Below are 11899 nucleotides of genomic sequence, written 5' to 3' on the forward strand. Positions count from 1 at the left end.
CACCCCGAGAACTATCTCGCCCTCATAAAGCTCGCGTCAGTTCGTATCTGCTTGAGAGCTAATGAGTCGGTGTCCTAATATATCTGATCTCAAAGCAACTAAAATTTTTAAACTAGTTATTCGCCTCATTGATTTAAGAGTCTCTATCAAAGCTCGAATCAGCTCGAATCTAATATCATCATCAACCCAATCACTATCAAGACTGTCAATTGTAATCACGTATTTTTCTTGTCTATTTTCACTATCAACCTCTTTCAGCATATCAACTACTGTTGAAAGTTCTGACATTTGATCCGAATTTACTATTTTTCTTGATCTATCTTTCAGTTCAGATCGCTTTTCTGCGCTCAACTGTCGACCGTAGCTGCTTCTCGCCCTAAATTTTCGTATCTCAGATCCAAACTCAGCCTCAATCTTTGCATTTGTGTTTTCCACTATTTCTCGGACATTCTCATCAACGGTTATCCAAAACTTATCGCGCCAGTTCTCCAGATAATCAATTGCTCTTTTTTTCCTCTTGTTTACTCCAATAACACTTTCCAGTATTGAAAATACACTAATAGATCTATTTGAGTCTTCGATATTGTATTTCATTCTTATAAATTCAATACACAATACGTGCTTCCAAAGAGCTTGAAATATCAGATCCAAATTCGCATCTATTATGTTCAGAAACTTTATATGATCAGAGTTTGATATGTACCCCATAGACATTTCTTGTGGGTCTATTGAAAAACAATTTTGAGAAACTGATTCGATATATTGCAAAATAGCTGTTTTTCCAGAACCTGTTCGACCAGCCACAATCATTGCGCTCGAATCGTGATCACTGCACTGCTCGACAGGCGGATAAAGAACGAAACATTCTTCTAAATAAGACTCATCATTTTCTGCAGCATTGTGTCCAATAGTCATTCCTTGGCGCAAAATTGGAATATCTGATGCTCTACGTCGCGACACAAATTCTCTCCTTAGATGGCTCGATTACAAAATTTATAATTTACCACTGCAATTTGATGCACTCAATCGAATAAAGTTGTGCAGGGAAGCCATCTTTCAAGCCAACTGCAACATCAACCGCATCGCCACCATGTCCGAGCGTGTGAATCCGGCGCGCGCATAGAACCGTTGCGCGCCTGCGTTGTCACCGTCGGTCAGCAGGGTGATGCGCAGAGCACCGTCTGCCCTTGCCTGCGCGATCGCACCGTCGAGCAGGGCCCGGCCAGTGCCGCCGCCGCGCGCAATCGGGTCGACGACCATGTCCTCCAGCAGGGCCACACGTCCGCCGAGCGCGGTGGAGACCGTGTAGAGCAGGCCGACCATGCCGATGTGGCGGCCGTCGCGCTCGGCGACCAGCAACCTGCCTGCGTCCGCGTCGTTCAGGATCAGGTCGAGGCCACGGCGCTGGGCTTCCGGATCGGGCGCAAACTCGGCTTCCTGTGCGAACAGGTGGCCGAGCAGGCGCACCATGGCATCCAGATCATCGGGCGTGGCGGGGCGGATGATGGTCATCGATCAGCCCTGTCCTGCCGGTTGGAACGTGTGAGGCCTTCGGATCAAGTCCGAAGGCGGAAATACAGGCTCTCTTGCGTCCTCGGGCTTGACCCGAGGACCTCCCACCCATGCCCCGGACCGCTTAATGGACCGGATCACACCAACCTCAGTTCGCGGTCAGGCCGCCATCGACGACCACTTCCGAACCGGTCATGAAGTCGGACATGTCGGAGGCCAGGAACAGGATCGCGTTGGCGATGTCGAGGGGCTGGCCCAGCCGCCCGATGGGGTGGCGCGCGTGCATCTGTGCGATGCGGGCCTCGCGTTCCTCTTCGGGCACGCCCTGGATCAGGTCATCCATCATCGGCGTCTCGATGATGCCCGGATGGACCGAGTTCACGCGGACCTGCTTGCCGAGACCCGCCAGTTCCAGCGCTGTCGCCTTCGTCATCAGCCGCACCGCGCCCTTGGACGCGCAATAGGCCGCCTGACGCGGTGCACCGATCAATCCGGCCACCGACGAGAGGTTGATGATCGACCCGCCGCCCGAGTTGTGGATCGCATCGGCGCAGGCCTGGATGCCCAGAAACACGCCCAGCACGTTGATGTCCATCACCCGGCGGAAATCGTCGGTCGAGATCTGGTCGATGGTCTTCACCAACTCGATCCCGGCATTGTTGACCATAATGCGCAGGTTGCCGAAGGCCTCGGTGGTGGCATTGACCGCATTGGCCCATTGCGCCTCTTCCACGACGTCATGGGCGATGGCGATGGCCTCGCCGCCCGCGTCCTTGATCGCCGCGGCGGTTTCTTCCGCGGTTCCCAGGTTCACGTCGGTACAGGCAATGGATGCGCCCGCGTCCGCCAGCACATGCGCCGTCTTGCGCCCGATGCCGCTGCCCGCGCCGGTCACCAGCGCCGCCCGCCCCGAAAGATCGATTGTCTGTGTCATGTCGCACTGCCTCCCCGCAGTTTCCTGTCATGCCCGCTTCATGCGGGCATCCGGCGAACCAAAAGCCTGCGGCGAAGCCGCTCCGGACCCCCGCATGAAGCGGGGGTGACACTTCCGTATCAGAAGGTCACCACGCTGCGGATGGATTCCCCCGCGTGCATCAGGTCGAAGCCCTCGTTGATCTTCTCGAACGGCAGGACGTGGGTGATCAGGTCGTCGATGTTGATCTTGCCGTCCATGTACCAGTCGACGATCTGCGGCACCTGTGTGCGGCCCTTGGCGCCGCCGAAGGCCGTGCCGCGCCAGACGCGCCCGGTGACAAGCTGGAAGGGCCGGGTGGCGATCTCCTGACCCGCGCCTGCGACGCCGATGATGACGCTTTCGCCCCAGCCCTTGTGACAGCATTCCAGCGCCTGACGCATGACCTCGACATTGCCGATACATTCGAAGCTGTAGTCCGCGCCGCCCTTGGTGACCTCGACGACCGCATCGACGACCTTGTCGCGCCCGACGTCGTCCGGATTGATGAAATGGGTCATGCCGAAGGTGCGGGCGATGGCCTCGCGCTCGGGGTTCAGGTCGACGCCGACGATCCGGTCCGCGCCCACCATGCGCAGGCCCTGAATGACGTTCAGGCCGATGCCGCCCAGCCCGAAGACCACACAGTTGGTGCCGGGTTCGACCTTGGCCGTGTTGATCACCGCGCCGATGCCGGTGGTGACCCCGCAGCCGATGTAGCAGACCTTGTCGAAGGGTGCGTCCTCGCGGATCTTCGCCAGCGCGATCTCCGGCACGACGGTGTAGTTGGAGAAGGTCGAGGTGCCCATGTAGTGGAACACCTTCTCCCCGTTCATCGAGAACCGGCTGGTCCCGTCGGGCATCAGGCCCTGGCCCTGTGTCACGCGGATCGCCTGACAGAGGTTGGTCTTGCCCGACAGACAGTATTCGCACTGGCGGCATTCCGGCGTGTAGAGCGGGATCACGTGATCGCCCTTCTTCAGGCTGGACACGCCCGGCCCGACATCGACGACCACACCCGCGCCCTCGTGACCCAGAATGGCCGGAAAGATGCCTTCGGGGTCCGCGCCGGACAGGGTGAATTCATCGGTGTGGCAGATGCCGGTCGCCTTGATCTCGACCAGAACCTCGCCTTCCTTCGGCCCGTCCAGTTGCACGGTCGTCAGTTCCAGCGGCTTGCCCGCCTCGATCGCCACGGCTGCGCGTGTGTCCATGATCGGCTTCCCCTCGTCGATATCGAATATTGCCCGCGATGCTATGGGCGAAGTCGAATGGTGTCCATTGCAGGGCGTGACCGGTGTGTCATTTTTTGCGGTCTGAAGCCGGCTGCAGGCCTACAGCAACCGTCGGGGTACCGATTGCGTCCAGTGGCGGGCACCGACCGAGACCTCGTTCTCGAAGGCCTCCAGATCGCCCGTGAACTGGAATGTCTCCGCCGTGGCTGTCATCCGCGTGCGGCATTCGATGCGGATGTGCCAGCCCGCGCGCTTCAGGATCGCGGTCTGCACCAGTTCGGTCTCCGCGGACAGCGGGTCGTCCTCCAGGATGCGATAGCGCTTCATCATCGTATAGCCGATATCCAGCCCGATCGCCTCGATCCGCGCGAGCGACGCGCCGCCGAGTTCGCCGCCATCGCCTTTCAGCGTGTAGATCATCTCGTTGGTGGTGAGGTCGATCTCGATCGTGCGCCGCATGTCCAGGTGCTGCAGCTTCTTGTGCCGCGCGGCCTCGGCTGCGACGGGCTCGTCAAAGGGCCGCATGGCGGCATCCGCCGGTGCGGGCGGTCGGACGGGCAGATCCAGATGGCCGGTGCCGAACCTGACCGACAGCGTGACCGGCTCCGGGGCCGGCCAGATCATCGGCCAGTATCCGGTGGACAGGCCGATGCGCAGGCGGTGCCCGGCGGGAATGGCCTGTCCCAGATCGTCCAGTTTCAGCTTCACGCGATACCAGTGTCCGGGCGTCAGAGCTTCCGGTTCCGCATGGCTGTCGCGATGGCACAGGTTCAGAATGCCGTAGGAGATCCGTGCCGACGTGCCGTCGGGCGCGACATCGCACAGGCGCGCGACCAGAAAGGCCACGGGACGGTCGGCGCAAACCTCCAGTTCCAGTTCGGGCGCGCCCAGCAGGTCGATCCCCTGCTCCAGAATGTCGGTGTCGAAGACCAGCGAACCGCCGTCGTCCGCGCGCTGATCGCGCGGGGCTTCGCCTTCCGAGCCGAAGCCGCACCATTCGCCCGCCCGGACCCCCAATGTATGCGGCGAGGAAAAACTCACCTCGTCGATCTCCCCGGGCGTGTCGGCCAGATGACCCCAGTTCAGCCAGAGCCGCTGCCGTTCGATGCGCGGGCTGGGCCATGCGTGCTCGACGGCCCAGCGGCCGGGCCGCAGCTGATACTGCGGTGCGGGCGGCACACTGTCCTGAATCCAGGCGCGCAGCATCGGCTCGTCCATGATGCCGGTATCCTCGCCCTTCAGCCAGTGGTCCCACCAGCGGCGCGCTTCCTGCAGGTAACCGATCGCGGGTCCGGGCACGCCGTCATGCGGAAACGTATGCGCCCAGGGCCCGATCAGGCCGAGTCGCGGCACGTCCAGATGTTGGAGCAGGCGCGGCACGGCGTTGGAATAGCCATCGGCCCAGCCCCCCACCAGAAACACCGGGCAGCCGATGGCGTCGTAATCCTCGGCCACCGATCCGTGCTGCCAGTAGGCGTCGCGCGCGGGGTGGCGCATCCAGTTCACTGGGGCCGGCTCGGCGGCGGCGATCCGGTCCAGCCAGGTCTGCCGCCAGCTCTCTCCGGCAATCTCGGGATCGGGCGGCAGCGTATTGTACAGGGTCAGGATCGAACCCCACTGCATGTTCTCGTTCAGCAGGCAGCCGCCCTTATAGTGCGCATCGTCGCTGTAGCGGTCATCAGCAGCGCACAGGCTGATGATGGCTTTCAGCGCCGGGGGCCGCAGCGCCGCCACCTGCAGCGCATTGAAGCCGCCCCAGGAAATGCCGGTCATGCCGACGGCACCGGTGCACCAGGGCTGCTCGGCGATCCAGGCAATCACCGCCAGCGCGTCTTCGAGTTCGCGCTGGGTGTATTCGTCCGTCATGGTGCCGTCGGAATCGCCGCTGCCCCGGAGATCCACCCGCAGGCACGCGTATCCGGACATCGCGAGATACCGGTGCATCGGCTCGTCGCGCGATCGCATGAAGTCCCGCTTGCGGTAGGGCAGATACTCCAGCAACGCCGGTACGGGGCGCGATATGCAATCGACCGGACGCCAGAGCCGCGCTGCCAGCCGGGCACCGTCAGGCATCGGAATCCAGACGTTCTCGATCTCTTCGATGCGGGTCAGGTCCACCTGGCGGATCAGCCGCTATCGCGCAGTTTTGCGCGTCTGCGGCCCGGCGCAAGTTGCTGCGTCGACCAGAAACTGAGCGCCAGCCGTTCCCGGGCGCGCATCCCCGGTTCCAGGTCCCAGCAGTTCACGATGGCCAGCCTGAAACCACCCGGTGGCATGGCATGCCAGGACGGCGGACGGTCGTCGTGAAAAGTGATCTGGACGCTGGACACGCCGTCCATCCGGCGCACCTCGTCCACCAGTTCCGGCGGCGGATGGCGGTACTGCAGCCCGTGACCGCCGAACAGGACCACGCTGTAGCCCGTGCGCCGGTCCCTGTCGTCGAAATCCCAGTCTCCCTTGGCGTACAGCCCGACAAGCGCCTCGACCCAGGGCCGACCGCCGTAGAGGTCGGGCCACTGGTCGGCGAACCGCAGATGCACCTCGATGATCCGCGCACCAATGGTTTCGAAATTGACCATGCCGGTATAGCCGCGCAGGTGCTTGCCGAGCCATGCGTCGCAATGGGCCTCGATCTCCGCCTTGGGTTCGGCAAGCACGGTCCAGTAGTCGAACATGCCGCCTTCGAGCGGCTTGCCGAACGTGTGCCGCCACCAGCGCGCATCGCCATCGACCACGGCGACGTCCGACGAGATGTGCTCGCCCTCCAGCAACGGCGTCCAGATGTGGCCGGGTTTCTGATTCGCCTTGTACTCGCGCTGGGTCCGCAGGATACGGCTGCCCGTGCCCATGCCGCGCATGTTGAACACCGGCTTTGAAAAGACGGGAAACGATGGCGGCTCCAGCCCGTGCGGGCCGCAGACGAAGCCCTGGCTCTCTGCCACTTCCAGCTTGTTGTAGACCCACTTGTGATCGGGGTACCACGACCAGGCGTCCCCGTCCTCGGTGGGCACGCGCACATCGTCGGGGCATGCGACGCCCTCGAAATACTGCAAGCGCCAGGGATCAGCTTCACATATCGGCATGCCGGCGATTATGACCGACGGTCGATTGGTTGGCCATAGCGCTCGGGCCGGATGACGCCAGCCTGAACCGAATGCCAGAACCGAAAGCCGGATTGACTCTGCATCGTTCGACTTGTTAGAACAAAAAAAGAACAAACTGGAGGTCGAGATGGCGACGGTGACGGTCAGAAAACTGGATGATCAGGTGCTGGACAGGCTGAAGCGGCGCGCGCGCCAGCAGGGGCGGTCACTGGAAGCGGAACTGCGGGAAATCATGATGGCCGCCGTCGCGCGGGACATGACGCCGGACGAGAAATGGCAACTGCTGGAGCGGGTCGCAGGCGCCGCCTGAGCCGGGTCAGCCCCCGACAGAGGTCAGTCCAGACGCTTGCCCTGGCGCCCGGCAAGGTCCTGAATGTACTGCCAGGCGACGCGGCCCGAACGCGATCCGCGCGTGGTGGCCCACTCCAGGGCCTCGGCCTTCATGTCGTCCTCGCCGATATCCAGCCCGTAGCGGTCGCAATAGCCGCGCACCATGGCGAGATAGTCCTGCTGGCTGCAGGAATGGAATCCCAGCCACAGTCCGAACCGGTCGGACAGGGAGACCTTCTCCTCGACCGCTTCGGACGGGTTGATCGCCGTCGAGCGCTCGTTTTCCACCATGTCGCGCGGCATCAGGTGCCGGCGGTTCGACGTGGCGTAGAAGATCACATTGTCCGGACGCCCCTCGATGCCGCCATCCAGCACCGCCTTGAGCGACTTGTAAGCCGTATCGTCGTGATCGAAGGAGAGGTCATCGCAGAACAGGATGAAACGGCTGTCGCCATGGGCCTTCAGCATCGGCAGCAGCCGCGGCAACGAGGCGATGTCCTCCCGGTGGATCTCGATCAGGATCAGCCGGTCGCTGATCTCGGCATTGACGGTCGCATGGGCCGCCTTGACCAGAGAGCTCTTCCCCATGCCGCGCGCCCCCCACAGCAGCGCGTTGTTCGCCGGATTGCCGTTGGCGAAGCGGCGCGTGTTCTCGGTCAGGATTTCGCGCACATGGTCGATCCCCTTCAGCAGTTCCATATCGACGTGATTGACCGCGGGGACCGGGATCAGGCTGATCGTCTCGGCATTCCAGACAAAAGCCGAGGCCGCGTCGATGTCGAGTTCGGTCACGGCGGGCGGCGCGATCCGGTCGAGCGCGTCGGCAATGCGGGCAAGCAGGATGTTCACGCCGGGTTCTGTCATCACATCTTCTCTCGTTCAGCGGGTCTCGATGGTGGCGCCAAGGCCCTGCAGGTGGGCGGTAAAGGCCGGATAGCTGGTGGCGATGGTCTCGGCACCGGTGACCTCCACGGGCTGCGCGGCGGCCAGGCCCAGCACCAGAAAACTCATGGCGATCCGGTGATCGTGGCTGGCGTCGATGCTACAGCCGCCTGCCGGTGGCTTTCCGCCCGCGCCGTGCACGGTCATGCCGTCGTCATGCTCTTCGACCTCGACACCCGCCGCGCGCAGACCCGCGACCATGACCGCGATCCGGTCGCTTTCCTTCACACGCAGTTCCTCGATGCCGCGCATCTCGGTGGCACCCTCGGCCAGCGCGGCAGCCACGCACAGCACCGGATATTCATCGATCATCGATGCGGCATTCGCGGGCGGCGCGATCGTGCCTTTCAGCGCACCACCCCGCACCCGCAGGTCGCCAACGGGCTCGCCGCCTTCAAGACGCTCGCCAAGCACGTCGATCCGACCGCCCATTGCACGCAGCACCTCGAACAGACCGGCGCGCAGGGGATTCAGGCCGACGTTGCAGACCGTCACGTCGCTGCCCGGCAGGATCAGCGCGGCCACCACCGCAAACGCCGCCGACGACGGATCTCCCGGCACGACAATCGTCTGGGGACTCAGTTCCGGCTGACCGGTGATTGAGACGACATTCGTGCCGTCCCCGGTGCGGGAGGTCACGTCGGCCCCGAACTGACGCAGCATGTTTTCGGTGTGATCACGCGAGGGTTTGGGTTCACGGACCGTCGTCACGCCCGGCGCATTCAGGCCGGCGAGAAGCACCGCTGACTTCACCTGGGCCGACGCCACGGGGCTGGTGTAGTCGATGGGCATGGCCAGGTCCGGACCGGTCACCGTCATGGGAAGACGGCCGCCCTCACGACCGTGGAAGACGGCGCCCATCCGGCTGAGCGGTTCGGTCACGCGGTTCATGGGCCGCTTCGACAGCGATGCATCGCCCGTGAAGGTCGCCGTGATCGGATGTCCCGCTACCAGCCCCATCAGCAGTCGGGCACCAGTGCCCGAATTGCCCAGGTCCAGCGCCTTCTCGGGTTCGGAAAGGCCGCCGACACCAACCCCGTCCACGGTCCACGTCCCTTCCCCCGTCCTGACCACCGTTGCGCCCAGCGCCGCCACCGCGTTCGCAGTCGCGCGCACGTCCTCACCTTCCAGAAGGCCGGAGATGCGGGTCTGTCCGACAGCCAGGGCACCGAACATCAGCGACCGGTGCGAGACGGACTTGTCGCCCGGCGCAGTGATCGTGCCTGACAGGCCGGAGCCCGTCAGCGGATGAGCGATGATGGTGGCCATGAAGTGCCCTGAATGCTGATCGTCGAAAGTGCTGCCCGGCGATAGCATGCCGCGATGGAGCGCACCAGCCGGTAGTGGGTCAGTTTGAAATTCCGGACTCGCGTTTTTTGTATGGACCGCGAGGACCGGGTTTCGGCGCGGCCTCATCGACCAGCGCAATGATGTCCTCGATATCCCAAAGGCGATCCGTCACACAAGCTGCCATAGCGGGCGTCAGCTTGTTGAGCGACTTATGCTGGCGGCAGAAGTTGTAATACATGAAGTGCAGCGCGACAGCGTAGCAATGGTTCTCGACCTTCTTGCTGAAAGCGTTCGTCAACCGTGTGAAGCGCCGAATGTGCATCCGCATCGTCAAGTTCTGCCTCTCGACATGCGAAGTGGAGACCAGCGCCTTATCCGGGTTGCCTTCCACCCGGCGTTTGCGAATGCCGGTGCATTCGGCGGGGCTGTACTTCTTCTCATGGCCCTGCGAGCCCGTCACACCGCCGTAGATCTTCACAAGTTGGGCGTAGTCCACATCTCCGCCGAAAGCGCCCTCTATGGCTTCCAGATAAGCTTTGTGACCGTCAGTGGTCAGTTGAACTCGGGTGGCTAGACGATCACGCAAATCATCCATAAAAGCGACGGCATACTCACTGTCGCGTCCACCTACCATGTACGACACGATCAGCTTGCTTTCGCTGTCCAGCGCGGTCCAGGTCCACGTATCGCCAGCGCCTTCCGGGGCGGCCTTCGCCGTCGCAACGTTTTTCTGCTTGGCGTAGGTGAACGACCAGATTTCATCGCACTGAATAACGGATGCCCTCACGTTGCGGACGTTGGCGTCGTGGTACTCTGAGCATGCCTTGCCCGCTTCGATCAGCAGCTTGTTGACAGTGTTCTTGGACACGTCCGCGATACGTGCCGTTGAGCGAATGCTGTTGCCCTCGACCAGAAGTCGGATGATCAGAGCGCGGCTTTTGGCGTCAAGCTTGTTCATACGCTCTGTCTAATTTCAAAATGACCAATAGTCAAGCATATACGAAAATAAATGCATGAGGTTAAGTCGCTTATTGATCTTTCCGCCAGCGCGCTATATGAAGAGTCAGCATGGAAGTGAAGTTCGCGAACGACGATCTGGCACGGATATGCACAGACGAGGCTCACAAGATGGGGCTACCAGTCGCCGTGATAAAGGCTGCTAGGAAGACGCTGCTGAAACTCGAAGCAGCGACCTTCGAACGCGATCTCCTCAACATCGGCGGGCTGGATTACAAAATTCGCAAGGGGGACGGCGATGAGACTAGGCAGGTTCGTGTGAACAGGCAGTACAGGATATTCTTCACGGTCTCAGGCGAGGGCGCCAGCGCCGTGGCAACCGTCACCTTTATCGGTGACCCGCACTAGGGAGGGCATTCCATGAGCATTGCAGCGATGTTGAAAGAAGTCCCTCATCCGGGGGAATTTATCCGTGACGAACTAGATGCTCGCGGCTGGGCTCAGCGCGACTTGGCCTATATTCTTGGCGTAAAGGAGCAGGCCATAAATCCTATCATGTCCGGCAAGCGAGGGATTAGCCCGGATATGGCACAATCGCTGTCGAAAGCTTTTGGGATTTCAGCTGAGTATTTTCTGAATCTTCAAAAAGCTTACGAATTGTCGGTTGCTCGTGAAGCAGATCCTGCGATTGAACGCCGGGCAAAGCTTCAGTCGGTCTTTCCAATTCGTGAAATGATCAAGCGCGAATGGTTTGAAGACACGCAGGACATTTCGCTTCTAGAAGCGCAGGTCATGAGATTCTTCCGCACAAATGCCTTAGATCAGGTGCCCTGCCTCGTTCACAACGCGAAAAAGGGTGGCGAATACTCCGAGACGACGCCACTTCAATGGGCGTGGCTATTCCGGGTAATGCAGATCGCGGAAGAAATCATCGTCCCTGCGTACTCCGAAAAAAAGCTGTTGGCTGCGCTAGCGGAAATGGAAAGATTCCTTGTTGATCCCGAAGAAATTCGGAATGTCCCGCGCGCTCTTAATGATGCTGGTGTTCGCTTCGTTGTCGTCGAGACGTTGCCAAAGGCGAATATTGATGGTGTTTGTTTTTGGCTTGATCAAAAGTCGCCGGTTATCGGGATGACCTGCCGCCACGACAGAATCGATAATTTCTGGTTCGTATTGCGACATGAGATTGAACATCTATTGAATAAGGACGGTCAACGCGAAAAAATTTCGAGTGAGAGGGTTGATGTTGATCTAGACCCCGAGGCTGAAAATTTGCCGGAAGAGGAAATGCGAGCAAACCGCGCCGCATCTCAGTTTTGTGCAGACCAAGACGCCCTCGATTCGTTTGTGATCCGAAAGTATCCTTATATGGCTGAGCGCGACACACTCGGTCTAGCCCGGCGACTACAACGCCACCCAGGAATAGTTGTTGGGCAGCTGCAATTCAAGATGGCTGCTCAGTACAAGGTGAACAAGTACAGCTGGCTGGCGAAGCATAAAGTAAAAATCCGACAATTCCTAAAAGGCGCAGCGACCATGGATGGGTGGGGCGATCCTGTTCCAGTAAGCTTGTAGGA

Annotated in this window: 12 protein-coding genes; 3 read left to right on the forward strand and 9 right to left on the reverse strand. The window is 60.7% G+C overall.

Features of this window, described 5'->3' with window-relative positions; translation table 11 throughout:
* Window positions 1-36 precede the first annotated feature (36 nt).
* The 6 genes from ACN0X7_RS17930 to ACN0X7_RS17955 form a co-directional block, all read right to left on the reverse strand.
* Window positions 37-960, reverse strand: a complete 924-nt coding sequence (locus tag ACN0X7_RS17930) for a P-loop ATPase, Sll1717 family (RefSeq protein ID WP_417519816.1) — start codon at window positions 958-960, stop codon at window positions 37-39.
* Window positions 961-1056: 96 nt separating this feature from the next.
* Window positions 1057-1512, reverse strand: a complete 456-nt coding sequence (locus ACN0X7_RS17935; protein WP_417519818.1) for a GNAT family N-acetyltransferase — start codon at window positions 1510-1512, stop codon at window positions 1057-1059.
* Between the two features lie 148 nt (window positions 1513-1660).
* Entirely contained in the window at window positions 1661-2446 is a 786-nt protein-coding gene (locus ACN0X7_RS17940; protein WP_417519820.1) for an SDR family NAD(P)-dependent oxidoreductase, read from the reverse strand.
* Window positions 2447-2565: 119 nt separating this feature from the next.
* The gene (locus ACN0X7_RS17945) at window positions 2566-3678 is read right to left on the reverse strand and encodes an S-(hydroxymethyl)glutathione dehydrogenase/class III alcohol dehydrogenase (protein WP_417519822.1); all 1113 of its coding nucleotides are present in this window, start codon (window positions 3676-3678) and stop codon (window positions 2566-2568) included.
* A gap of 120 nt (window positions 3679-3798) precedes the next feature.
* Window positions 3799-5817 carry a CocE/NonD family hydrolase gene (locus tag ACN0X7_RS17950; RefSeq protein WP_417519824.1) on the reverse strand — a complete coding sequence of 673 codons (2019 nt, stop codon included), beginning with the start codon at window positions 5815-5817 and terminating at the stop codon, window positions 3799-3801.
* A gap of 8 nt (window positions 5818-5825) precedes the next feature.
* Window positions 5826-6752 carry a hypothetical protein gene (locus tag ACN0X7_RS17955; protein WP_417519826.1) on the reverse strand — a complete coding sequence of 309 codons (927 nt, stop codon included), beginning with the start codon at window positions 6750-6752 and terminating at the stop codon, window positions 5826-5828.
* Window positions 6753-6930: 178 nt separating this feature from the next.
* Between ACN0X7_RS17955 and ACN0X7_RS17960 the strand changes: the two genes are divergently transcribed.
* The gene (locus tag ACN0X7_RS17960) at window positions 6931-7113 is read left to right on the forward strand and encodes a FitA-like ribbon-helix-helix domain-containing protein (RefSeq protein ID WP_417519828.1); all 183 of its coding nucleotides are present in this window, start codon (window positions 6931-6933) and stop codon (window positions 7111-7113) included.
* Between the two features lie 23 nt (window positions 7114-7136).
* On the opposite strand, the gene ACN0X7_RS17965 is transcribed toward ACN0X7_RS17960, so the two are convergent.
* From ACN0X7_RS17965 to ACN0X7_RS17975, 3 genes are all read right to left on the reverse strand, one after another.
* Window positions 7137-7997 carry an ATP-binding protein gene (locus tag ACN0X7_RS17965; protein ID WP_417519830.1) on the reverse strand — a complete coding sequence of 287 codons (861 nt, stop codon included), beginning with the start codon at window positions 7995-7997 and terminating at the stop codon, window positions 7137-7139.
* A gap of 15 nt (window positions 7998-8012) precedes the next feature.
* The gene (gene aroA, locus ACN0X7_RS17970; RefSeq protein WP_417519832.1) at window positions 8013-9344 is read right to left on the reverse strand and encodes a 3-phosphoshikimate 1-carboxyvinyltransferase; all 1332 of its coding nucleotides are present in this window, start codon (window positions 9342-9344) and stop codon (window positions 8013-8015) included.
* 79 nt (window positions 9345-9423) lie between these two features.
* Complete coding sequence (locus tag ACN0X7_RS17975; RefSeq protein WP_417519834.1) at window positions 9424-10323, reverse strand: IS1 family transposase; 900 nt, start codon at window positions 10321-10323, stop codon at window positions 9424-9426.
* Window positions 10324-10433: 110 nt separating this feature from the next.
* Here ACN0X7_RS17975 and ACN0X7_RS17980 point away from each other — a divergent pair, with 110 nt between their 5' ends.
* On the forward strand, window positions 10434-10730 hold the full coding sequence (locus ACN0X7_RS17980) for a hypothetical protein (RefSeq protein WP_417519836.1): 297 nt from the start codon (window positions 10434-10436) through the stop codon (window positions 10728-10730).
* A 12-nt stretch (window positions 10731-10742) separates the two neighbouring features.
* Window positions 10743-11897 carry a HigA family addiction module antitoxin gene (locus ACN0X7_RS17985; RefSeq protein WP_417519838.1) on the forward strand — a complete coding sequence of 385 codons (1155 nt, stop codon included), beginning with the start codon at window positions 10743-10745 and terminating at the stop codon, window positions 11895-11897.
* Window positions 11898-11899 lie beyond the last annotated feature (2 nt).

The sequence above is a fragment of the Minwuia sp. genome, from assembly GCF_048263705.1.
Lineage (GTDB): Bacteria > Pseudomonadota > Alphaproteobacteria > Minwuiales > Minwuiaceae > Minwuia.